This is a genomic window from Paraburkholderia sp. 35.1 (assembly GCF_050436525.1).
GTDB lineage: Bacteria > Pseudomonadota > Gammaproteobacteria > Burkholderiales > Burkholderiaceae > Paraburkholderia > Paraburkholderia tuberum.
Window position 1 is genome coordinate 618670 of the sequence record NZ_JBNDMJ010000001.1, and the last position, 24067, is coordinate 642736.

18 protein-coding genes and 2 pseudogenes are annotated in these 24067 nt (G+C 66.0%); 8 read left to right on the top strand and 12 right to left on the bottom strand.

Going from position 1 to position 24067, the window contains the following annotated elements:
* Position 1: 1 nt before the first annotated feature.
* Entirely contained in the window at positions 2-736 is a 735-nt protein-coding gene (locus OKW27_RS03110; RefSeq protein ID WP_429332505.1) for an ABC transporter substrate-binding protein, read from the top strand.
* Between the two features lie 107 nt (positions 737-843).
* Here the strand turns inward: OKW27_RS03110 and OKW27_RS03115 are convergent, their stop codons facing one another.
* From OKW27_RS03115 to OKW27_RS03125, 3 genes are all read right to left on the bottom strand, one after another.
* Positions 844-1260 carry an organic hydroperoxide resistance protein gene (locus OKW27_RS03115; RefSeq protein WP_429332506.1) on the bottom strand — a complete coding sequence of 139 codons (417 nt, stop codon included), beginning with the start codon at positions 1258-1260 and terminating at the stop codon, positions 844-846.
* A gap of 233 nt (positions 1261-1493) precedes the next feature.
* On the bottom strand, positions 1494-2798 hold the full coding sequence (locus OKW27_RS03120) for a cation:proton antiporter (RefSeq protein ID WP_429332507.1): 1305 nt from the start codon (positions 2796-2798) through the stop codon (positions 1494-1496).
* Positions 2799-3128: 330 nt separating this feature from the next.
* Complete coding sequence (locus OKW27_RS03125; protein ID WP_429332508.1) at positions 3129-5180, bottom strand: protein-L-isoaspartate(D-aspartate) O-methyltransferase; 2052 nt, start codon at positions 5178-5180, stop codon at positions 3129-3131.
* Positions 5181-5435: 255 nt separating this feature from the next.
* On the opposite strand from OKW27_RS03125, the gene OKW27_RS03130 reads away from it, so the two are divergent.
* Together OKW27_RS03130 and nadE are read left to right on the top strand one after the other, a co-directional pair.
* On the top strand, positions 5436-5963 hold the full coding sequence (locus OKW27_RS03130) for a CinA family protein (protein ID WP_429332509.1): 528 nt from the start codon (positions 5436-5438) through the stop codon (positions 5961-5963).
* 14 nt (positions 5964-5977) lie between these two features.
* Positions 5978-6838 carry an ammonia-dependent NAD(+) synthetase gene (nadE, locus tag OKW27_RS03135; protein ID WP_429332510.1) on the top strand — a complete coding sequence of 287 codons (861 nt, stop codon included), beginning with the start codon at positions 5978-5980 and terminating at the stop codon, positions 6836-6838.
* A 15-nt stretch (positions 6839-6853) separates the two neighbouring features.
* Here the strand turns inward: nadE and OKW27_RS03140 are convergent, their stop codons facing one another.
* The 8 genes and pseudogenes from OKW27_RS03140 to OKW27_RS03175 form a co-directional block, all read right to left on the bottom strand.
* Entirely contained in the window at positions 6854-7132 is a 279-nt protein-coding gene (locus OKW27_RS03140; protein ID WP_090811720.1) for a DUF2934 domain-containing protein, read from the bottom strand.
* A 105-nt stretch (positions 7133-7237) separates the two neighbouring features.
* Positions 7238-8599 carry a c-type cytochrome gene (locus OKW27_RS03145; RefSeq protein WP_429332511.1) on the bottom strand — a complete coding sequence of 454 codons (1362 nt, stop codon included), beginning with the start codon at positions 8597-8599 and terminating at the stop codon, positions 7238-7240.
* A complete protein-coding gene (locus OKW27_RS03150) occupies positions 8596-9546 on the bottom strand; it encodes a cytochrome c oxidase assembly protein (protein WP_429332512.1) in 951 nt (316 codons plus the stop codon). The genes OKW27_RS03145 and OKW27_RS03150 overlap by 4 nt, the downstream gene beginning before the upstream one ends.
* Positions 9543-9872 (bottom strand): hypothetical protein, encoded by a 330-nt coding sequence (locus OKW27_RS03155; RefSeq protein ID WP_429332513.1) that lies wholly within the window; start codon positions 9870-9872, stop codon positions 9543-9545. The genes OKW27_RS03150 and OKW27_RS03155 overlap by 4 nt, the downstream gene beginning before the upstream one ends.
* 14 nt (positions 9873-9886) lie before the next feature.
* Positions 9887-12514: a cytochrome c oxidase subunit I gene (ctaD, locus tag OKW27_RS03160; protein WP_429332514.1), complete on the bottom strand. Its 2628-nt coding sequence runs from the start codon at positions 12512-12514 to the stop codon at positions 9887-9889.
* A complete protein-coding gene (coxB, locus tag OKW27_RS03165; RefSeq protein ID WP_429332515.1) occupies positions 12511-13338 on the bottom strand; it encodes a cytochrome c oxidase subunit II in 828 nt (275 codons plus the stop codon). Before coxB ends, ctaD begins: the two co-directional genes overlap by 4 nt.
* A gap of 578 nt (positions 13339-13916) precedes the next feature.
* Positions 13917-14189, bottom strand: coding sequence for a DUF6723 family protein (locus OKW27_RS03170; protein WP_090811724.1), 273 nt, complete (start codon positions 14187-14189; stop codon positions 13917-13919).
* A gap of 317 nt (positions 14190-14506) precedes the next feature.
* Positions 14507-15068 (bottom strand): annotated as a pseudogene (locus tag OKW27_RS03175) (hemerythrin domain-containing protein).
* Positions 15069-15210: 142 nt separating this feature from the next.
* Here OKW27_RS03175 and OKW27_RS03180 point away from each other — a divergent pair.
* From OKW27_RS03180 to OKW27_RS03190, 3 genes are all read left to right on the top strand, one after another.
* On the top strand, positions 15211-16290 hold the full coding sequence (locus OKW27_RS03180) for a glycosyltransferase family 4 protein (RefSeq protein ID WP_429332516.1): 1080 nt from the start codon (positions 15211-15213) through the stop codon (positions 16288-16290).
* Positions 16291-16595: 305 nt separating this feature from the next.
* Positions 16596-17585, top strand: coding sequence for a chemotaxis protein CheB (locus OKW27_RS03185; protein WP_090811729.1), 990 nt, complete (start codon positions 16596-16598; stop codon positions 17583-17585).
* Between the two features lie 104 nt (positions 17586-17689).
* Positions 17690-21772, top strand: coding sequence for a CheR family methyltransferase (locus OKW27_RS03190; protein WP_429332517.1), 4083 nt, complete (start codon positions 17690-17692; stop codon positions 21770-21772).
* A 56-nt stretch (positions 21773-21828) separates the two neighbouring features.
* On the opposite strand, the pseudogene OKW27_RS03195 reads toward OKW27_RS03190, so the two are convergent.
* Positions 21829-22230 (bottom strand): annotated as a pseudogene (locus tag OKW27_RS03195) (phophatidylserine decarboxylase associated domain-containing protein); the annotation flags it as partial.
* A gap of 139 nt (positions 22231-22369) precedes the next feature.
* On the opposite strand from OKW27_RS03195, the gene OKW27_RS03200 reads away from it, so the two are divergent.
* Entirely contained in the window at positions 22370-23077 is a 708-nt protein-coding gene (locus OKW27_RS03200; protein ID WP_429332838.1) for a PIG-L deacetylase family protein, read from the top strand.
* Positions 23078-23133: 56 nt separating this feature from the next.
* Complete coding sequence (locus OKW27_RS03205; RefSeq protein ID WP_429332518.1) at positions 23134-24066, top strand: glycosyltransferase family 2 protein; 933 nt, start codon at positions 23134-23136, stop codon at positions 24064-24066.
* Position 24067 lies beyond the last annotated feature (1 nt).

Below are 24067 nucleotides of genomic sequence, written 5' to 3' on the forward strand. Positions count from 1 at the left end.
TATGACCATCGATCCCTCCGTCGTCGCCGCATTCACGCCCACGGGCAAGCTGCGCGCGTCGATCAATCTCGGCAATCCAATCCTCGCCAACCGTCACGCCGACTCCGGCGAGCCGTTCGGCGTATCGATCGATCTCGCGCGCGCGTTCGCCGCGAAACTGGGCGTCGAACTGGAGCTGGTCGTCTTCGATACGGCCGGCAAATCGGTGCAGGCCGTCGGCGAGGAGCGCGCGGATTTCGGCTTCTTCGCGATCGATCCGTTGCGCGGCGAGACGATCGCGTTCACAGCGCCGTATGTGTTGATCGAAGGCTTCTACCTGGTGCGCGACGACTCGCCGATACACTCGAATCAGGATGTGGATCAGGCGCACAACCGGGTCGTCGTCGGCAAAGGCAGTGCATACGATCTGTTTCTGACGCGCGAGCTGAAATCCGCGCAAATCGTGCGCGCGCCGAGCTCGCCGAGCGTCGTGCCGACGTTTATCGAGCAGCATCTGGAAGTGGCGGCAGGCGTGAAGCAGCAACTCGAGGCCGATGCGAAGCAAACTCCCGGTCTGCGGCTGCTAGACGAGCGCTTCATGGTGATCCGGCAGGCGATGGGTGTGCCGAAGAGCCGCGGCGAAGCGGCGGCTCACGCGCTGCGTTCGTTTGTCGAAGAGGTGAAGGCCTCGGGCTTGGTGGCGCAATCGCTCGCGCGGCACAAGATCGCGGGAGCGTCGGTTGCGCCTGCGGCGTAGCGGGCCGCACGAACCCGACACCGCGTAGCTTTCGAAGCTGCTGGCATAGCAGATACGCGAGGCCGCGCGATGCTTCGGCGCGGCCCCGCCACCACCTTCAGCGACGCTCAAACGAGCGTAGTCTGCACATCCACATTACCGCGCAACGCCTTCGAATACGGGCAGGTCAGATGCGCTCGCTCGATCAACCCGTGCGCCACGTCACGCTCGACACCGGGAAGACTGACGAACAGACGCGCCTGAAGGAAATAAGCGCCATCGGTGGTGCCGAGATCGATCTCCGCATCGACGCTGGTATCGGCCGGCAACGACAGGTGCAACGCGCGCGCCGCCAGCCCGAGTGCGCCGATGAAACACGCCGACCAGCCCGCGCCGAGCAACTGCTCGGGATTCGTTCCACCCCCCGAGGTGCCGGGCGGCGACAGCTTGATGTCGAGACGGCCGTCCGAGCTGCGCGCGGCGCCTTCGCGGCCGCCGGTCGTATGGGTTTTGCCGGTGTACAGCACTGCTTCGATGCGGGTCATGGTGGCTTACTCCTGTTGATCCAGTGATATTCAGGTCTGCAAATCCGGGCTCGAACTTGCGGTGCACGTATTTAAACGCGCCGACGTATCTCGCATGTGTCTGGATCAACGGGTTTGGTAAGCGCACGTATCCCCGGGCAGCGCGGATACATTGCGATACAAGGAGCGGCAAACGGGAGCCATGCGGAGCGCGGCGCGACAACTCACGCGCGCCATCGCGCCCGTCGCTTCATTCAGCGACGCCGGTCGAAATACCGCCGCAACAGATAGTTCGCGGTCGAGCCATGCAGCAGCACCGACAACACGATCGCATCGAGCACGGCGGGCAGCAGCAGCGTCATCGCGCCACGCACGTATTCGAGGCCGAACATCAGGTAGTAAAACGCGCCGACGCCGCGAATCCCCATCCACGCCATTAGATGCCGCTGGCTATTGTCGATGCGCGCACCCATCATCGCGACGACGACGGACAGCGGCCGCGCGACGAAAAACAGAAACACCGCGGGCAACACGGCGCGCAGATCGAACATCTCGCGCCAGTGCGCGGACACGACGCAGCCGATGATCAGCATCAGCGACAACTCCGCGAGTCGCTCCATTTCGCGCATGAAGCCCATCATCGATTCGGCGAGGACCGCATGCGCCATTTCTGGATCCTGGGCGACATCGACCTGTTCGCCGTGCTGCACCTCGTCGAGCACTTCCGAGGGATTCTTGTCGCCCGTCGCACGCAGTTCCTCGTGACGGACGGCGACGCCCGCCACGAACACCGCGACGAACGCATACGCGTGCAGCAGCAGCGACGCGCCGTACGACGTCGACATCAGGCCTAGCGCGAGAAACCCGTCGAGACCGATCGCTTCGCCGTAGCGGGTGCGCAGAAAAAAGATCGCGCGCGCGAACACGATCGCAAACACGCAACCGATCACGAGCGCACTGACGATCCCCCACAGCACCGAGCCGACGAAATGCACGCCACTGCCCGAGCCGAACAGCCTCGCGCCGGCAAGCGTCAGTCCCAGCACCGCAAACGGATAGGCGGCACCGTCGTTCAGGCCGCCTTCGCCCGACAACGCGAACCGCACGGGCTCGTCGTCGCCAGCTTGCGTCACGCGCAGCTCGTTGGCGAGCACCGGGTCGGTCGGCGCGAGCGCGGCCGCGAGGAACAACGCCGCGCCGTCCGCGCGTCCGGTCACCAAAGCGGTGAAGCCGAACATCAAGGCGACGGTGAAGAGCATCGCCGGGCCGCCGAGCCGCAGCGGCAACAACCACAGCGGATTGCGCAGCCGCACGCGCAGATGCATGCCGATCGAAAACAACGACACGACGAGCCCGACTTCAGCCAGCATCGCGAGCAACGCGGTATTGCGGAGCAGATCGACCCCGACGAGCCCGGACACGGCCGGCCCGACCGCCACGCCGACCAGCAGATAGATCATCGCGCCGGTCAGCGGCAAGCGGCGGATCGGCCCGCGCGCGACGGCCATGAACGTGAGCAGCGCGCCGATCAGCAGGAACCAGACTGGTTCGTCCTTCATGGCGGAATCGCGAGCACGCGCGGCGGTGGCGGCAGCCGGGCCGCGTCGCCGCTAGCGCGCACTGCTCGCGCCATGCCGGCGGCGCTGTCCGTGCTGAACCGCGGCCTGGTTCGCGCGCCCCGCATGTTCACGGTTCGCCTGGTCGCGGCTCAGCTCGCCGGGCGCCTTGCGCGCAGACGACGCCACTGGCAACACCCGACATCGCGGCGATGGCAAGGCGCTGTACATCCTTGTTCCTGAGCGACCCCTCGGTTCGGACCAGCTGGAATGCACTGTCCGTTCCGTTGCAAGCCGCGTTCCTCGCCTAAGGCGTGAGCGTGCCGATCGCCCTCACACACCGAATGGAAAAGTCTCCGCCGCGTGGTTCTTTTCGTCGGCGGAAACGGGCAGCGCGCTCACCGCGCTCGTGCGATCGAACCACACGAACGCATCGAACTGCTCGGCCAGCGACGCTTGCGCGTAATGGCTATGCCGCTCGGTCCCGGGACGGTAGATGACGCCGATGAAGCGCTCCAATAGCGGCGCGCGCAGCCGTTCGCGCAGCGTGTCGTGCATGCCGGGCCGCAGGTCGAGCAGGAAGCGCGGGAGACCCGTGCCGTGCATGCTGAATTCGACGCTGCCCTCGAGCGATGGCTGCACGGTTTTGACCTCCATCGGTCCGCCCCAATCGCTCGCCGCGGCGACCGTGCCGCTGTGCGTGCCAAACCCGATCAGCGCCGCCGCGTCGCCGAACTGCGCGCGACACAGCTGGCCGAGATTGATCTCGTCCTGCATGCGGCCCATCTGCGTGGCGCTCGCGTCGCCGATATGCGAGTTGTGCGCCCACGCGACCAGACGCGCCTGCGGCCCGCGGCTGTCGAGCGTATGACGCAGCGTGTCGAACATATGCGTGTCGCGCAGATTCCAGCTTTGCGGCCCGCCGTAGTACATCGCGCGATAGTAGTGCTCGGCGACCGCCACGAGCCGCGCGTTCTGCGCCGCGTCGAGGAAGCGCTCGCCGTCTTCGCGCGCATAGTCGAGCCGGCTTTTCAGCAGATCGCCGAGTTGCGCGACCACGTGTTCTTCGCACTGCGCGTAGCCGCCGCTCAACGCGGCGCGTCCATATACGGCCGGATCTTTCTGCCACGGACTGAGGCACCCATAACGCTCGCGAGCGATGCGCGCCGCGGCAGGGTCGACGCTGTCGAGATAGCGCAATACCGCGTCGATCGATTCGGAAAGGCTGTAGATATCGAGCCCGTAAAAGCGCGTTTCGCGCTCGGGGTGCGCGGCGTTGTGCGAGCGCAGCCACGTGACCAAGCCCATGAAGTCGGTGTTGCGCCACATCCAGGTCGGAAAGCGCCGAAACGGTCGGGACCGCCCGCCGGGCATCGGCCGATCGCGCACATGCCGGTCGACGATCGCGGCGTCGGGCCAGTCGGCCTCGACCGCGATCATCGAAAAGCCGTGCTGCTCGACGAGGCGCCGCGTGATCGCCGCGCGCGCACGGTAGAACTCCGACGTGCCGTGACTGGCCTCGCCGAGCAGCACGACGCGATGCCCGGCGAAGCGGTCGAAAAATGCCGCGAATTCCGCGGAATCGATGTCGGGCAACGGTTCGGCCGCGTCGCGAATCGCGAGTTCGAGCGCGGCCGGCCTAGGCGCGACCGGCATAGGTGCGGCCGGCGTAGGCGTGAGCGGGATGGGCGTGGACGTGGATGCAGGCCGCAAATCCGCGCGCGCCGCGCCGCCTGGCTCCGGCCAGCCATCGTCGCCGACGAGCGGCACGAAGCGCACGTCGCCGAACGCATCTTCGTCGTAGTCGTGTTCGTCGCGCCGCACGATCTTCACGAGCCGCTGACGGCTCTGACTGCTGCCGACCGGCATCACGAGCCGTCCGCCCACGGCGAGTTGCATGCGCAGCGCTCGCGGCACACGCGGTCCGCCCGCCGCCGCGATGATCGCGTTATAGGGCGCATGCGCGGCAAGACCTGCGGTGCCGTCGCCGACATGCACTTCGACGTTCTCGTAGCCGAGCCGCTGCAAGCGCTCGCGCGCGCCCTCGGCGAGGCTCGCGTCGCGTTCTATGGAATCCACCCGGCCCGCGATCTCCGCGGCGATCGCGGCCGCATAGCCGGAGCCCGTGCCGATGTCGAGCACGCGATCGCCGGGCTGCAACTCGGCGGCCGCGAGCATCTTCGCGACGATGTACGGCTGCGAGATCGACTGCTCGCCGCCGATCGGCAGCGGCGTATCGTCATACGCGAATTCGCGCAGATCGGAGGGCACGAACGCCTCGCGCGGCACGCGCCGCATCGCTTCGATCACGTAGTCGTCGCGCACGCCGCGTTGCACGATCTGCCGTTCGACCATCCATGCGCGCGCTTCGTCGAAATCGCTCATCGCCGCCTCCTCGCGAATGCGCAGCGCTGCGCGCGCTCCGCACTTGCCACGGGGCCGCGCGCGAGCGCACTGCTGTTCCACGCTTCAGCAACGAGCATACCGCCAGCGGGGACCGGTGGCGATGCGCGAAACGTGAAGCCGCCGTCACGCGCCCGCGGTCCGCGAGCGCGGACCGATATTTGCTGCGGTTCCGGCGCGAGCGCTTGAGCGAACAAAACGCCGGTCCGATTGCGTCGCACGACAAGGGCGAAAATCATGAGCATTCCCATGCAGGTCGTATCCTTCCTCAGCTCGCGAGGTCTGAAGCTCGCGACCGCCGAATCCTGCACCGGCGGCCAGATCGCGTCCTATCTCGCGAGCGTGCCGGGCAGCGGCGCATGTCTCGACGTCGGCTTCGTCAGCTACTCGCCATCGGGCAAAGCAGGGTTTCTCGGTGTGCGGCAAAGCACGATGAAGCAATACGGACTCACCAGCGAAGCGGTCGCGCGCGAAATGGCCGAGGGCGCGTTGCGCCAGGAAGGCTGCTGCGCGGACATCGCGGTATCGAACACGGGGCTCGCCGATGGCGGCGCGCATGGCGGCTCGGATGACGATCCGCCACAGGGCACGCAATGCTTCGCGTGGGCGTTCCGGCGGCCGGGCGATCAGTTCGTCACGTTCGCCGAGACGCGGCGCTTTTCGGGCGACCGCAACGACGTGCGTTCGGCCGCCGCGCTGTATGCGCTGTCGCGCGTCGAGCATTACTTCGATCAACTCCCGCGCATCCAGCGGGACCATCATTGAAGAGAGACCGAACGATGAATCTGCAATCTTCCTTCGACGCCAACGCCTGGCAACAGGCAGTGATTGACGAACTCGGCGTCGAGCGTGATTTCGACGTGGCCCGCGAACGCGAGCGGCGTGTCGCGTTCCTCGGCGACTACCTGGCGTCGCAAGGCCTGCGCACCTACGTGCTGGGCATTAGCGGCGGCGTCGATTCGTCGACCGCGGGGCGCCTCGCGCAGCTTGCCGTCGAACGTCTGCGCGCCGGCGGCTATGAAGCCCGTTTCGTCGCGGTGCGTCTGCCGTTCGGCAGCCAGCGCGACGAAGAGGACGCCGCGGCCGCACTCGCGTTCATCCGTCCGGACGAAACGCTGACGGTCAATATCAAGGAGCCCGCCGACGCAATGCTGTCTTCGCTCAAACGCGGCAACGTGCAGTACGTCGACGACTTTCAGGAAGACTTCGTGCTCGGCAACATCAAGGCGCGGCAACGCATGATCGCGCAGTACGCGATTGCGGGCGCGCGCGTCGGCGTGGTGATAGGCACCGACCACGCGGCCGAATCGCTGATGGGCTTCTTCACGAAGTTCGGCGACGGCGGCGCCGATATCCTGCCGCTCGCCGGTCTGACGAAGCGCCGCGTGCGCGCGCTCGCGCATGCGCTCGGCGCATCGGAGCGGCTCGTCAACAAGGTGCCGACCGTGGACCTCGAATCGCTGACGCCGCAGAAGCCGGACGAGGACAGCTACGGCATCAGCTACCAGGACATCGACGACTTCCTCGAAGGCAAGCCCGTCAGTGAAGAAGTCTTGACCACGATCCGCCGCTTTTACATGGCGACGCGCCACAAGCGCGCGCTGCCGGTGGCTCCGACGCCATCGTCGGCGTCGGTCTGAAAGCGCGGCGCCCGCTTATCCGGCGCGCGGACGTTGGGCGCGCTTCGGCTGTTCGATGTCCTCGCCGGGCATTTCCTGCAGTTGCTGTTCGGGCGCGATGCGCGAGCCGCGGTCGCGATCGGCGGACTGATCGGTCGGCTCCTGCGGCGCGGCAGCCCCATCGATCGCGCCTTCCGCCTCGATCTGCCGGCGCGCTTCTTCCCAATGGTCGTCGGCCCTGCCTTCCGGCGACGGATCGTTTTCCCAGATTTGATACGCCCGCGTGCGAATGCGGGCTTCGAGTTCCTTGTCCATGTGTCTCTCCGTGAACGTGAGCGATGCAATACGGCGCCATGCGCGCCGTGCCCGAATGACGGCGAGCGACAGGCGAGCAAGCGTTGTTCCGCGCGGCGTGTGCTGCTATTTGTGCAGCTCGTTTCGCAGCGTCGCGACGTCGTTGGCGGTGACGGACTGCGCGTTGTTGCCCCAGGCGCTGCGGATATACGTCAAGACCTGCGCGATCTCGACGACGGCGAGGGTCGCCGCGAACGGCGGCATCGACTGACGTGACGGACCGCTTCGCGTTGCCGGACTGTTGCCGCCTTCGACGAGCAGCCGGATCAGCGACGTGGTGTCTTCCGCGATCACCGAAGGGTTGCCCGCGAGCGCCGGGAACACGTTCGGCACGCCGCGCCCATCCGCGCGATGGCAGCTTGCGCAGAAAGACTGGTAGACGTTGAAGCCGACGCTCAGCGAGTCGGGCACGCGGCTGCCGTTCACGCTAGAACGCGCTGGATCGGCGCCGTGCGTATAGGTGCCCGACGGCTGTTGCGGGGGCAGCGACTTCAGGTAATGCGCGATCGCATGCAGATCGTCGTCGGTCAGATACTGCGTGCTGTCCTCGACCTGTTCGACCATGCTGCCGTACGCGACGACGCCCGCGCCGTGGCCGGTCTTCAGGAACGCGGCGATGTCCGCGGCGGTGAGCCGGCCGAGTCCTGAGCCCATGTCGCCGGTCAGGTTCGGCGCGAACCAGTGATCGTTGACGCCGCCCACCAGATAGTCGCTCGACGACTCGTCGAGGCCTTTTTCCTGGTAGAACTTGCCGCGCGGCGTATGACACGCGCCGCAATGTCCCGGGCCTTGCACCAGATACGCGCCGCGATTCCATATCGCGTCGCTTTGCGGACGCGGCACGTATGGCTGCGACGGCACGAAGACCATCTGCCAGAAGCGCAGCGCCCAGCGCTGGTTGAACGGAAACGCGACGTCCGAGCGCGGCGTGGGTTTCGCGACCGGCGCGATGCCGTGCAGCATGTATAGGTAAAGCGCGTGCACGTCCTCGTCGCTGAGCTTCGAGAACGACACGTATGGCATCGCCGGATAGAGCCGCTTGCCGCCGCGTGCGACACCTTCGCGCAGCGCGCGCTCGAAGTCCTGGTACGTGTAGCGGCCGATGCCGTACTGCGGGTCCGGCGTGATATTGCTCGACATGATCGTGCCGAACGGCGAACCCATGCCAAGGCCGCCCGCAAACGGCGCACCGCCCTGCGGCGCGGTGTGGCAGCCGGCGCAATCGGCGGCTTTCGCCAGGTACTCGCCACGCGCGAACTGGGACGGCTCGATGCTCGCCGCGTCGCCCGAAGCCTGCGCGTCAGTGCTCGCCGCCGACGCATCCGCCGCGATCGATCCACCGATGAATGCGCTCGCCGACAACCCGACGCACAGCGCCAGCAACGCACCCGCTGCCGCCGCTCGCGCCGCGGCATGCCTTCGCATCATGGCGCGCCCTCCCCGCGGGCCCGCGCCGCGTCGTACGTGAATGCCGGCTGCCGGTCCGCGCGGCTCAGCCAGCGCGCCGCAACGAGCAGCCCGCCAGCCAGATAGGCCATCGCGCCCGGCACCCACATGATCAGTCCGCCCAGTTGCTGATCCTGCAGGGGATTGATGCCCAACGCCGCGCACGGCTCGATATACGACGGATACCAGAGGCCCGGCGCAAGCGTGATCAGCGCGCCGAGCGCACTCGTGTGAACCATCGTCGTGAACAGCGACAGCATCGCGTGGCCGCCGTTGCCGCGGCGGGCGCCGTCGCCTGTCACGGTCCACCAGAAAATCAGCGCACTCAGCAAAAAGCTGGCGTGCTGCAATGTATGCACGGTCGGATGCGCAAGCGCGGCCTCGAACAACGTCGGCGCATGCCACGCCCATAGAGCGGCGGCGTGCAGCACCCACGCGACCAGCGGCGCGGTCAGCCAGCGCCACGCGCGCGCGAACGGGCGAGCGCGCACCGCCCGACCGACCGCCAGACGCGCGCGCCGCGGCAGCGCCCACATCCATACGGCAAGCGGACGCCCCGCCACGCACAGCGGCGCCGCGATCAGCATCATCGATTCGTGCTGCACCATGTGCGCGGAAAACAGCGCCCCGGACAACGTATCGAGCGGGGACATCAACGCGAGCACGAGCGCGCTCCAACCGCCGGCGAAGGCCAGCAGATGCAGCGTGCGCGCGCCGACCCCGCGCCGCCGCGCGCGCGAGCGGCGCCGCAGCCGCGCATAGCCGATCAGATACGCGCCGATGCTGAGCGCCAGCAACGCGACGACCCACGGCTCGAAGCTCCAGCCGAACGACAAGGTCGCGCGATCGGCGTCGGACAGCACATGCGCGGCGGCCGTCGTGCTGGGCAGCCAGGCCAGGCATGCGGCCCAATGGATGTGCCGTGTCATCGGCAAGCGGGCAGCAGCCATTGCGGGAACCACATCGCGAGTTGCACGAGCGCGGACAGCGCACCGACGATCATCGCCATCAGCGCGAAAAAGCCGGCGCGCGCGTCGCGTCGCGCATAGGCGGGCTCGCCGGGCGAGCGTTCGGCACGCCAGCGTCCGTATGCGAGCCACGCGGCAAACGCGCAGAACGCGAACGCCGCCGCGCTGACCGCGTGCATCGGCCATGCGGCGCCGCTCGCGCAGGCGAGCCGGATCAGCGCATAGTCGATGCTCTGGGTGGCGAGCACCGCCGTGGGTGCCGCGAGCAATCCTAGCCAGATATCCATCGGCACCTCACGAATCACCCATGCATGCGCGGCGCAACGTACAGCACCGCATAGATCGGCAGCCAGCTCAGCACGACGAAGTACCAGTAGATCGCGTTTTCGCTGGTGTCGAGCAGCCGTTTGCCCTCGAACGGACCGGTCTTCAGCAGTAGCGCGAGCACGGCTGTATCGACGGTATCGGTCACGAGGTGCGTGGTATGCAGCCCGAGCAGCAGCCACACGATCGAGCCATATGCATTCGCGTACCACATCACGTTCAGCGCCGTGAACTCGAAGCCGCGCACCACGAGGAATGCCAGCGCGAACGCGAGGCACACGCTGAGCCACAAGCACGCGCGAGCGCGCTCGCCACGCTCCGCCGCGCGCTTCGCGAACTGGTTCGGCGCGAGGCTCAGCAGCAGGATGGCCGTGTTCAGCGTGCCCCACAGCAAAGCGGGCGGTGGCGCGTGCAGCGGCCACGCCGCGTTCACGCCGCGCAGATAAAAGTACATCGCGACCGCGATCGCGAACACAGTGCCTTCGATCGCCATCAGACCGGCGGTCGCCCACCACATCGGGCTGCGATGGCTGAAGTCGAAGCTCGGCAACGCGCGCACATCGAGGGTCGAGACGGTGCCCGCCGGCGCGTCGTCGGACTCGGCAAGCGTGCGGATTTGCGGCGTTTCGTGCTGCGCCGTACCGCCGCGTGGCGACGGCCAGCGTTCGAGCGCGCGCGCCAGCGCATTGCTCGCGCGGGTTGGCCAGAACCACGCGATCATCGCCGCGGCGACCGGCACGGTGCCCCACCATACGGCCGTCGGCGTGAAGATCGAACCGATAAAGAAGATCGTCGTCGCGACAGCGCTCACAAACGGCCAGATCGACGGCGTCGGAAACAGCGGGCGGGTTTCGGCGATCGCATCGAGCGCGCTCGTCGTCAGCACCTCGCGCGCGCCGGCCGTGAGACCCGACACCGACGCCGGCTGCCGCGACGGCTCCCACAGCGGATGGCGGCCATGCACGATCGGCAGCACGTCGAAATTGTGCGGCGGCGGCGGGCTCGGCATGCTCCATTCGAGCGTGCCGCCGCCCCACGGATCGGCCGACGCAGCAGCGCCCCGCCGGCGGCTGCGCGCCACATTGACGAGGAACAGCAAGACGCCGATGCCCATCAGATACGCGCCGAGTGTCGCACTCAAATTCAGCGGCCCCCAGCCGAGCCCGGCGGGATAAGTCCAGATGCGCCGCGTCATGCCATGCAGGCCGAGCCAGTGCATCGGGAAGAACGTCACGTTGAAGCCGATGAAGAACAGCCAGAAATGCCAGCGCCCGAGGCGCTCGCCGAGCATGCGTCCGGTGATCTTCGGAAACCAGTAGTAGAACGCGCCGAACAGCGGAAACACCGCGCCGCCTATCAGCACGTAGTGCAGATGCGCGACCACGAAGTAGGTGTCATGCACCTGCAGATCCAGCGCGACCGAGCCGAGCATGATGCCGGTCATGCCGCCCAGCACCAGGATGAAGAAGAACGCGAGCACGAACAGCAGCGGCGTCCGGAGCCTGAGCTTGCCGGTCAGCAGCGTCGCGAGCCAGCAATAGATCTGAATGGCCGACGGTACCGCGATCAGCACGCTTGCCGCCGTGAAGAAGCTCTTGCCCAGTTCGGGCACCGTGGTCGCGAACATGTGATGCACCCAGAGTCCGAACGCAAGGAACGCGGTCGCGATCAGCGCGAGCACCATCGCCGGATAGCCGACCACCGGCCGGCGCGAAAAGGTCTCGATGATCGACGACATGAAGCCGAGTGCCGGGATGAAGATCAAATAGACCTCCGGGTGTCCGAAGAACCAGAACAGGTGTTGCCACAGCAGCACGTCGCCGCCGAGCGACGGGTTGTAAAACTGCGTGCTGACCAACCGGTCCAGAATCAGCGCGGTACTCGCGAGCATGACCGCGGGCATCGCGAACAGCACCATGAACTGCGTGACGAGCGTCGCCCATGCGAACAGCGGCAGCCGGTTCAGCGACATGCCGGGCGCGCGCATTTTCAGAATGGTCGTGATCAGCACGATCGCTTCGAGCAGCGCGGACAGCTCGGTGAACGTGATCATCTGCGCCCAGATATCGGAGCCTTTGCCCGTCGCATAGTCCGGGCCGGCCAGCGGCACGTAGCTGAACCAGCCCGAGCGCGGCCCCGCGCCCATCGCGAACGCAATGTAGAGCGTCAGTCCGCCGAACAGGAACACCCAGTACGCGTACGCATTCATGCGCGCAAACGCGACGCTGCGCGCGCCGATCATTAACGGAATCAGGTAACCGGCGACCGCCTGCATCACCGGCACGGCGAACAGGAACATCATCGTCGTGCCGTGCATCGTGAACAGCTGGTCGTAGAAGTCGGGACCGACCACGTGGTTGTTCGGCCGCGCGAGCTGCGTGCGCATCGCGAGCGCGAGCAACCCCGCGAGCAGGAAGAATACGAACGTCGTGACGATGAAGCGCCGCGCGATCGTCTTGTGGTTGATTGCGGACAAGCAGCCAATCACGCCCGGCGGATCACGCCACGTGTCGGCGAGCAGCGCGCGCGTATCGGCGGGCGCGTGGGGGCCGTCCTTGATCGCGAGGTCGACGTGCAAGGCGGGCGGGCGTTCGAGCGTGCTCATCGTAGGGTTCCGAGCCAGGCGACCAGCGCTTGCCGGTCGGATGCGGGGAGCGGCACGGTCGGCATCGTCGTGCCCGGCTTCAGCGCGTTCGGATCGCGGATCCACGCCGCGAGGTTCTGCTGCGTGTTCGGCAGCACGCCCGCGGCGATCGTCTGCCGGCTCATCAGGTGCGTGAGGTCTGGGCCGAGCGTGCCCTGCGCCGACGTGCCGCGCACGGTGTGGCAGTTTGCGCAGCTCGACTGCTCGAAGATCTGCAGGCCGCGTCGAGCGACCACGTCGGTCGGACTGAGCGCCGCCGTCACGGCGGGCGTGGCCTGCTGCATACGCCAGTGCGCGTAATGTTCGGGCGTGTCGGCGGTCACGAACATCGCCATCCATGCGTGCTCGGCACCGCAATATTCGGCGCACTGGCCGCGATAGACGCCGGGTTTGTCGACGCGGAATTCGATCGTCGAATCGATGCCCGGCAGCATGTCCTTCTTGCCGTGCAGATTGGGCATCCAGAAGCTGTGGATCACATCGCTCGCCTTCAGCGCGATGACGACTGGCCGCCCCGCGGGCACGTGAAATTCATTCGCGGTCGAGAAGCCCGGCTGTTGCGCATCGCCAGGATAGTCGACTTTCCACCACCACTGCTCGCCGGTGACTTCGAGATGCAACGCGTCGTCGACCGGCAAGCGTGACAGCGCGCGATCCGTCAATACGTCGGCGACGATCAGCCCCAACAGCAGCGCGACCGACGCGACGCTGACGACGGCGACCACGCGCTGCGTTCCGCGTTCGCGCGGCTGCGCGAGTGACGCGTGCTCGACACTTTGGCGCATCGTCGCCAGTATTGCCGCTCCTATCGGTGCGGCGAACCAGCGCAATCAGTGTCGCGAACAGCACTGCCGCGAACACCGCGCCGCAGACGATCAACGACAGGTGCCACAGCCGCAGAATGTGCGCGGCCTGCACGCCGGCCGGATGCAGCGCATCCTGCGGCGGTTGCTGTGCGCAAGCGCCGCGTGCCACGCAGGCGAGCAGTATCCGCACGCCGCGCCGCGCGAGGAGCGAAATGCGATGAGAAGCCATAGGTCCGATAGGTCCAGCGAGATAGATCATGGCGCACACAGCAAGCGCCGTTCCAACGACGACAGCTGCAAAGCAACGGCCGATGCTCGACCGGTGGCCAATCCTGGCATCTCTGGACATTCGAGGGGAGCCGCGATGACGACGTCAGAAGGAATACGGCGGACACGCAGGTCCGCGGTGTGCCGGTCGCGGACTGGCACACGCGTCAATTGGGGATGCAGTCGCCAGGCGATAGCGCCACGCGCGCCGATGCCGGCGTGTCGTCGACGATCGACGCGATCCGGTCACCATCGCGGCCGGATCGCTGAGCGCGGCACGGGCCGCGCGCTTACATCTCGGGACAGGCAAGGTCGGCCGCGACGATCCGCGCGCCGTATTCCTCGGCGGCGAGCCGCGCTTCCTCGATACTGTCGAACGGACCGACAGCGGGTGCGCCATCGAAAGGGAACAGTCGGCGGCCGTCCACCTTACGGCTGACCAGTAGGTCGGCATAGAATCGTCCATCGGCGCTGCGTCGCGCGGTGACGAAGATCGAAAAGTCGTCGCGCGACAGGATCGCCGCCGGCGAGTATTGGATCAGTTTCAGCTTTCTCCTGGACATGTCACTCCCTGCTGCATTAGGCGATCCTGTTATGCCCCTTCTGAAACCGATGTTAATGGAGGTGTAAAAGGGCGCGTTCGTCCATAAGCGTCGACTTATGGACTTCCCTGTCGTGGCGACGCTTCAAACGGATCAGCGTGACTGGCGCGCGCATTTCAAGGCTCCAGCTTTACCTTGATCCACCCGGCTCGCGCCGGTCGAACTCGCGGTAGGCCCTCCGTGCCGCAAATCGCGCTCGACGTGAGCCGCACGAGCGCGTCGGTCGGCTGCTGCAACTGCCATCATGCACCTCCGATGTTCGATGGCGCTTGCGCCCATCAGGTCTTGTCGCCGACCGCGCGACTGCCCGCCTGATCCAGCCTGGCCTGCAGCGTGCGCTTGCGCGCCGCGATCCTTTCACCGAGCGCGGCGAGATCGCAGCCGGTGCGCCGCAAGGCCGGAAAGAGTTCGCGTTCCTCCTCCTCGACGTGATGCCGCACGAGCTCGGACATGACCTTGAACGTCGCGTCGAAGCCTTTGTCGCCCGGCTTCAGCGTCTCGAACTTCGCGATCAGCGTTTTCACCAGAAAATGCTCGACGTAGGCTTCATCGACATCGAGCTTGTCGTCGTCGGGCAGCGCCTGTTGCGCGGCCGGATACAACACGCTCTTCCTCGATGATCGTGTGCATCGTCAGCTCTTCGCACGCGCGCTGCGTCAGCGCGGCTTTGGCTTCGAGCGTGTCGCGCTCGTCGCCGCGCGATTTGCCGAAGGCGTCGAACAGTTTTTCCACGGCGCGGTGATCGGCCTCGAGCAGCGCGAGCGCATCGGGCGTGCTCGCGGTGTCGCGTCGAGCGGTGGGCTGCGTGTCGTCGGTAGCGGCTCGCGTTGCGCGGTTCATGGCGGCTCCTTCAATCGGTCAAGTGCCCGCATCGAGCAAACGCCATACCGCGCCAACGGTCCCGCGGCGGTACGTCACTTGCTGCTGGTGGTCCGGCGCGGCATGTCGCGCGCTAACCTCTCCTTCCTCTTCTCAACGACTGATGAGAATCGTCCAGATCGCTCCGCTTTACGAAAGCGTGCCGCCGTACGCGTACGGCGCCACCGAACGCGTCGTGTCGTATCTGACCGAAGAGCTGGTCGCGCGCGGCCACGACGTGACGCTCTATGCGAGCGCCGATTCGACGAGCGCCGCGCGGCTCGTGCCGATCTGCCCGCGCGGTCTTTGGCGCGACGCGAACGTGTGGGACACGCAAACCCATCACGTCAGGCAGCTCGCGCGCGTGATTCGCGACGCGGACCGCTTCGACGTCGTCCATTTTCACGGCGAGCCGCTGCATTTCGCGTGGGCCGAGCGCCTGCCATGCCGTACGCTGACGACGCTGCACGGCCGTCTGCTGCTGAACGATCATGGCCCGCTGTTTCGCGAATTCGCGCGCGTGCCGGTGGTGTCGATTTCCGCGAGTCAGCGCGGGCCCGTGTCGTGGGCGAACTGGCAGGGCACGGTCCATCACGGACTGCCGCTCGACCAGTTCGAATTTCAACCGATGGCCGGTTCCTATCTGCTTTTTCTCGGCCGCATGATGCCGGAGAAACGTCCCGATCTCGCGATCGAAATCGCCCGGCGCAGCGGCTTGCCATTGAAGATCGCCGCGAAGATTCATCCCGGCGAACGCGACTATTTCCGCGAACGCATCGATCCGCTCTTGCGCCGCTCCGGCGCGTTCACCGAATACCTTGGCGAAGTCGGCGGCGGCGCGCGCCGGCAATTGATCGAGAACGCGCGCGCGTTGCTGCTGCCGATCGAATGGGACGAGCCATTCGGCATGGTGATGATCGAGGCGATGGCATGCGGCACGCCGGCGATCGCGTTTCGCCGCGGCGCGGTGCCCGAATTGATCGAAGACGGCGTGAGCGGCCTGATCGTCGATAACGTGGACGAGGCCGTGCAAGCGGTTGCGCGCATCGACAGCATCGAGCGCGGCGCGTGCCGCCGCGCGTTCGAGCGCCGCTTCACGGCCGCGCGCATGACCGACGACTATCTGACGATCTACGACGCGCTGCTCGCGCACGACACGAGCGGCCGCCCGCGAGCAACGGGCAGTCAGCCCGCGCCGGTGTAATTGCGTTAACCGGACCGCCCGCGCGGCGCACCTCGGCTTCGCGGGGCGTCCGGCTCTGCATCACCGCGAGCGTCGCTGCGGCAGTGTGATGTTGCACGACATTCGTCATATGCATTGTGCGAGCTTCGCGCGGCGCTTTCGGCCCGCGTGCCTGGATTGTGGCGGAGGCTGAAAACCGCCGTCGCCAAAAGAACGTTTTTACCGGCAACGCCCCAAAAAATGCAGCGACGGCATATGGCTTGCTCGTTTGTTTGACTAACAGGAAAGGTCCGCTTTCACGCCCGCTTCCACGTCCCGGAGCCCCCTTGACCCACCGCGACTTCATCGTAATCGGCACGTCCTCGGGAGGGGTCGATGCGCTGCGTTCGCTTGCCTCGCAGCTTCCCGTCGATATGCCCGCCAGCATCGCCGTCGTGCTGCATATCGGCGCGCATGGCAGCATGCTGCCCGCGCTTCTGAACCAGGCCGGACCGCTACCCGCCAAGCACGCACAGGATGGCGAACATTACGCGCCCGGCAGAATTTACGTGGCGCCGCCCGATCGGCACCTCGTCGTCGAGGATGGGCTGCTGCGGCTTCTGCACGGCGCGAAAGAGAACTTCGCGCGCCCGGCGATCGACCCCCTCTTTCGCACTGCGGCCACGCAGATAGGGCCACGCGCGATCGGCGTGATCCTGACCGGCCTGCTCGACGACGGCACCGCGGGCCTCGAAGCAATCCAGGCGTGCGGCGGCGCGACGCTGGTCCAGGATCCGGCCGACGCGTTCGCGAGCGAGATGCCGCGACATGCATCGCCGTTTGCCGACCACGTGCTGCCGCTCGATCAAATGGGGCAATGTTTGGTAAAACTGACCGGCGGCAACGCCAGCGCGCCGGGAAAAAACGGCCGTGCGCGGCGCGAGGCGACCGATCGCATCGTTCTCGAACAAGACGCGTGGCTGGCCGGCACCACGGCATTCGAAGCAATCAGGGGACTCGCGACGCCCTCGACTTTCACATGCCCCGAATGCAACGGCACGCTGTGGCGCATGACCGGATCACGGGTGATGCGTTATCGCTGTCATACCGGTCATGCGTATTCGGCCGCGTCGCTCGGCGACGGCCGCATGACGGATGCCGAGGACTCATTGCGCAAAGCGCTGCGTGCGCTGCGCGAGCGCGAAATGTTCAGCCGCGAGTTGCGCGACCATTTCGCCAAAACCGGAGATACCGCCGCCCAACAGCGCGAGGAGGATAATGTGCTGCGCGCGAGGCACGCGGCCGAACTGCTGCAGTCGATGCTGATGGAAAAATGAGTGCAATGCGGGATAATAACCGTCCGAGCCAGCAGGAAATGGGCTCGTCGCCCTATAAAAATCCACCGCTGAACACTATCCTTTCCAAGAAGGGACACGCAGCCATGTCAAAGAAGCGAGGGCAAACTCTGCCTAGCCAGGCACTCTATCCGATCGTCGGTATCGGCGCATCGGCGGGGGGGCTTAACGCGCTGACGGAGTTCTTCGAGGCGCTGCCCGCGCACACGTCGATGGCCTTCGTCGTGGTCGTTCACCTGTTGCCGGATCACGAAAGCAATCTGGCCTCACTGCTGCAGAAAGTCACCAGCATGTCCGTGCAGCAGGTCACCGGCCCCACGCCGATCGAATCGGACCACGTCTATCTGGTCGCGCCCTCGTTCGAGATGATCATGGTCGACGGCTACCTGCGCGTCACGCGCAAGCTGCCCGAGGAAGGACGCCGCGCGAGCATCGATCTGTTTTTCCGCACGCTCGCCGAGGCGCACCGCGAACGCGCGATAGGCATCGTGATGTCGGGAGCGGGCTCGGACGGCTCGGTCGGCTTGTCGCGCATCAAGGAAATGGGCGGCATCACGCTCGTGCAGGACCCTTCCGAGGCCGAATACGACAGCATGCCGCGCAGCGCAATCGCGACCGGCATGGCCGACTTCGTGATGACCGCGGCCGAGATGCCGCAACGGCTGCTCGATCTGTGGTCCACCGCGCGGGAAATCCATCTGCCGGCCGCGGAGGCGGACGAGCCCGAGGAAGACACGGTCAACGAGTCGGCCGAGCGCGCGCTGCGCGAAATCATGGTGATTCTGCGCACCCGCACCGCACACGATTTCCGACATTACAAACGGGCTACGGTTCTGCGGCGTATCGAACGCCGGCTGCAAGTCAACGGCATTACCGACCTGCAGGTGTATCGCGATTATCTGCATCTGCACCCTGAAGAAACCCAGGCGCTGTTGCAGGACATGCTGATCAGCGTCACCAATTTCTTCCGCGACAAGGAAGCGTTCGACGTGCTCGAACGTGAAGTATTGCCGCCCCTGTTCGAAAACCGCGGCGAACAGGACCGCATCCGCGTGTGGTCGGTGGGCTGCGCGACGGGCGAAGAAGCCTATTCGCTGGCGATGCTGCTGCAGGAACGCTCGCTGAAGTCGCCCGAGGGCGTGTCTTTTCAGGTATTCGCGACCGACATCGACGAGCGCGCCATTTCCCTCGCGCGCGCCGGTGTGTACCCGGACTCGATCTCCGCCGACCTGACGCCGGCGCGCATCCGCCAGTTCTTCACGAGGGACGCCGCGCATTTCCGGATCAAGAAAGAGCTGCGCGAGCACATGCTGTTCGCCCACCACAACGTGCTGAGCGACCCGCCGTTCTCGCGGCTCGACATGATCTGCTGCCGCAACCTGCTGATCTACCTCGACCGCGAAGCGCAGATCGAAATCCTGAAGATGTTCCACTTCGCGCTGCGGCCCGGCGGCATGCTGTTCCTCGGCAGCTCGGAGTCGGCCGACGGCGTGAGCTCGATGTTCACCGTGGTCGACAAGCGCAACCGCATCTATCGCGCGAACATGGCGGTACGCAGTGACACGCCGCTGCCGATCGCGATTTCCGGCACCATGAGCTCGCGGCCTGTCGTGACCACGGTGCAGCCGCCGGGGCGCCGGCGCTTTTCGTTCGGCGATCTGCATCAGCGGCTCGTCGAGCAATATGCGCCGCCCAGCGTGCTGGTGAGCCGCGAATCCGAAATCGTTCATCTGTCCGATCGCGCCGGGCGTTTTCTGCAGTATTCCGGCGGCGAGCCGTCGCACAACATCGTGGCCGTCGTGCGTCCGGAACTGCGGCTGGAACTGCGCACCGCGATCTATCAGGCCTTGCACACGAACCGCAGCGTCGAAGCGCGCCGCGTGCGCATCGAGCGCGATGGCCGGTCGTACTTCGTCAACATGACCGCGCGGCCCGTGCACGATCCGGAAGCGAACGCGGACTTCGTGCTGGTGCTGTTCGACGAGGTCGAGGACAGCGTGGCGAACGCCGAAACGGCGCCGGCCGACGTGCAGAAAGACCCGATCATCACTCAGCTCGAACGGGAACTGCAACGCACGAAGGAACAGTTGCAGTCCACGATCGAGCAGTCGGAAACCTCAACCGAGGAGCTGAAGGCATCGAACGAGGAATTGCAGGCGATCAACGAGGAACTGCGCTCGGCGACCGAGGAACTCGAAACCAGCAAGGAAGAGCTGCAATCGATCAACGAGGAGTTGACCACGGTCAACGCGGAGCTGAAGTCGAAGGTCGAGGAAACCGGCAAGATCAACGACGACTTGCACAACCTGATCGCCGCGAACGACATCGGCACGATCTTCGTCGACCGCAACATCTGCATCAAGCGCTATACGCCGCGCGCAACCGACGTCTTCAGCATCATTCCGTCGGACATCGGCCGCTCGCTGCTCGACATCACGCACCGCCTCGAATACGACAAGCTCGCCGACGACGCGGCCGAGGCATTCGACTCGTTGCGCCTGATCGAACGCGAGCTGAAGAGCAACGACGGGCGCTGGTATCTCGCGCGCTTCGTGCCTTACCGCACGACCGAGGACCGCATCGACGGCGCGGTGCTGTCGTTCATCGACATCACCGGGCGGCGTCAGGCGGAAGACCGGCTGCGCGAAGGCGAGCGGCGCATGCGCATCGTCGCGGAAAGCACGCGCGACTACGCGATCATCACGTTCGACGACAACGGCGTGATCAACAGCTGGAACGCGGGCGCGGAACGGATTTTCGGCTATACGGAAGCCGATATGATCGGCCAGTCCGCCGACATCCTGTACACCGAAGAGGACCGCGCCGACAACGTCGCGCAACGCGAGTTCGCCGAAGCGCGTCTGAATGGCCGCGCCGAAGAGGAGCGCTGGCATTTGCGCAAGGACGGCACGCGCTTTTTCGCGAGCGGCGTGCTGTCCCGTCTCGACGAACCGGGCATCAGCGGCTTTGCGCAGATCACGCGCGATCTCGGCGAATATGTGAATGAACCGACCTCGGGACGCGGCACCCATGTCGAATCGCTGCGCGCGGCAAGCGAGCGCGACGCGCAGCGGCGCCGCGACGAATTTCTCGCGGTCGTGTCGCACGAGCTCAAGCATCCGCTGAACCTGATTTCGGCCAGCGCCGAGCTGATCGCGCGCGCGCCGGAAACGCGGCAGAACCTGAACGTGTCGCGCGCGACCGATACGATCCGCCGCACCGTGTTGGGCCAGGCGCAAATCATCGACGATCTGCTCGACATTTCGCGCGTGCGCACGGGCAAGCTGTCGGTCGTGCGCACCGTGGTCGACATGCGCGAGATCGTGCAGCGCGTGTGCAGCGCGGTGCAGGACGATACGGCGCAGCGCGGCGTCGCGTTGAGCGTCGACATCACCGATGCGCCTGTGATCATTCACGCGGACCTCACGCGGATCGAGCAGATCGTGTGGAATCTGATCAGCAATGCGCTGAAGTTCACGCAGCGCGGTTCGATTCAGGTGTCGTTGCAGGTCAACGATCACGCCGAGGCCGTGCTGCGCGTCAGCGATACCGGCATCGGCATCGAGGCGTCGCTGCTGCCGCATATCTTCGAGATGTTCCAGCAGAGCCGCGATCCGGGCTTGCGCCGCGGGGGCCTCGGCATCGGCCTCGCGCTGGTGCGTGATCTGGTCAACCTGCACGGCGGCGCGGTGCGTGCGGAGTCGGACGGCGTCGGCCGCGGCGCGACTTTCACGGTGACCCTGCCCACCCACCGGCTCGCCACCCGCACGAGCGCGGATATCGAAGTCACCGCCGAGCCGTTGAAAGGCACGCGCATCCTGATGGTCGACGACGACGCCGCGACCGTCGAAACCTTCAAGCTGCTGCTGGAAAGCGAGGGCGCCGAAGTGCGGACCGCGACGAGCGGCGAGGAAGCGTTGACGATGATCAACGGCAACGCGCCCGATATCATCCTGTCCGACATCGGCATGCCGGGCATGAACGGTATGGAGTTCATCGGCAAGCTGCGCGGCATGCCGACGATGAAGTCTGTGATCTGCGTCGCGGTCAGCGGCTTTGGACAGCAGGCGGACGTCAGTGCGGCCGAACACGCGGGCTTCGACGCGCACCTGAAAAAGCCGGTGGTTCTCGAAGACCTGCTGAGCATTTTCGCGCGGCTGCGCGGCTGAACTAGCGGCTTGACGGGGCGCAACGCATCTATCCGTTGCTTTGCGACGACGACGCGTTGCGCGAGGCCGATCCGTTTGTCGGCCTCAGGGCTGAACCAGCCGTGGGGCGACGACGTATTTAAATGCGCGCGTGAATGCGGGCCGCTCAGGAAGCCATACCAGCAGTTCTGCACGTGCTTGAGTTGCGCGTTGAGCGCCGGGTCGCGAAACAGCGCGTAGCCGGACGGCATGCACATCGGCCAGTCGAGCACCGCGTTCAGCGGACAGTGAATCAGATCGGATTCGCTGAACGGCGGTGCGTAGGTCATCAGGTAGTCGACGATCGTCATCAGTTCGTCGATCGATGCATAGCCGAGCACGTAGCCCGCCTCTTGCGCCTGAATGATGGCCCGCGTCATATCCATGCGCAGCACCGGATCGCCTTCGATCAGCGCCGCGAGTTCTTCAACGGCGCGCGTGCGCGTGGTCGGGCGGTTTTGCAGGGGGGCTCATAGTTGAAGTGGCAAGCGGTAGTAGAACCGCAATGGGAGCAAGTGCTATTCCCGCACCGACCCTTCGCGCACCGCGCCGGCGGAATGCAGCTTGCTACTCGCCGGTATGGAATCGGACCAGCGCTTGCTCGTCATCTCACCGCATCTCGACGATGCGGTCCTCAGCTGCGGACTTCTGATCGCCGCGCATCCCCGCACGGTCGTCTGCACGGTTTTCACCGCGCCGCCCGCCGAGAACATGACGACCGATTGGGACCGCGCGGCCGGTTTCGCCGACGCGTTCGAAGCGATGCGGGCGCGTCAGGCGGAAGACCGGGAGGCGCTGGGGTTGTTGTCGGCGATTCCCGTGCATCTGCTGTTTCGCGACGCGCAATACCACGCATCGCCTGATGCGGACGAGCTGATCACCGCGTTGAACCACGCTGTTTCCGAAACAAAACCCACGCTGATCGTGATGCCGTTGGGCCTGTTCCATTCGGATCACGTTCTCGTGTCCAATGCCTGTCTCGCCCTGATGCGGCGTCAGCCAGCCACGCAGTTCGTCGCGTATGAAGACGTGCCCTACCGGCGTATGTCCGGCGTCGTGCAAGCGCGCCTGTGCGACCTCGCGAAACGCGGCTACGCCGCCCAGCCACCGCACGCGTTCGATGCGCCCGGCACCATGCAACACGAGCGCATGAAGCGTGCGGCAATCGACGCCTACCGCAGCCAACTGCGCGCATTCGGTCCCGAAGGACAGGCGAACCTCTTTTCGCCTGAACGCTGTTGGCAGCTTGGCTGCGACGAATCGGCTCCAACTACGCAAAACGCGTGACGTACGGCACGAGGTTTGCTGCGTCGTCGCAGTCCAACGTTGAACGATTGCACAGCATGCAAACCAAAGCCCCCCACCCGCGTATTTCGGTCGTCGTTCTCACGTATAACCGCGCGGGCGAATTGCTCACTACCCTGGAACGTCTGCTCGCGTTACCCGAAAACCCGCCGATCATCGTCGCCGACAACGGTTCCACCGACAACACGGTCGCACTCGTCGAAGCGCGCTATCCGAGCGTTCGCGTCGTCGAATGCAACGGCAATCTCGGCGCGGCAGGGCGCAACCACGCGGTCGCGTGCGTCGAGACCGACTATGTCGCGTTCTGCGATGACGACACCTGGTGGAGCCCGGGCTCGCTCGAACGCGCGGTGCAATTGCTCGATGCATGGCCGCGCGTCGGTGTGCTGAATGCGCGTGTCGCGGTCGGCGCGGACAACACGACGGATCCGACCTGCGCGTTGATGCGCGCAAGCCCGCTCGGCCGTGTCGGTCTGCCGGGGCCCTCCTTGATCGGCTTGATGGCGGGCGCGTGCGTGTTTCGCGCGGCGCTGTATCGCGAGATCGGCGGCTATGAGCCGCGTCTTTTCATCGGCGGTGAGGAAGCACTCGTTTCGCTCGACGTGCTCGCGTCGGGACATGCGATCGTCTACTGCGAGCAGTTGACGCTCCATCACCATCCGTCGCCGGTGCGCGACAGCGCGTTGCGCCGTCGCATGCTCGCGCGCAACGCCGCGTGCGTCGCGTGGCTGCGTCTGCCGTTGGGCGAAGCGTTGAGCGCGACTGTGCGCGCCCTCGACGTATTCGCGTGGGAAGGCACGCTGATGCGCGACGGCACCGAATTACTGGCCGGGCTGGCGTGGACCGTGCGAGAACGCCGGGTGGTCCCCCGGTCGATCCTCGCGATGCGCGACCGCGTGCGCGCGGCCGAGCGCAATCTCGATGCGTCCGCAACAACGACTGTTGGTGGCAAGTTCGACGCGCCGATCTGAG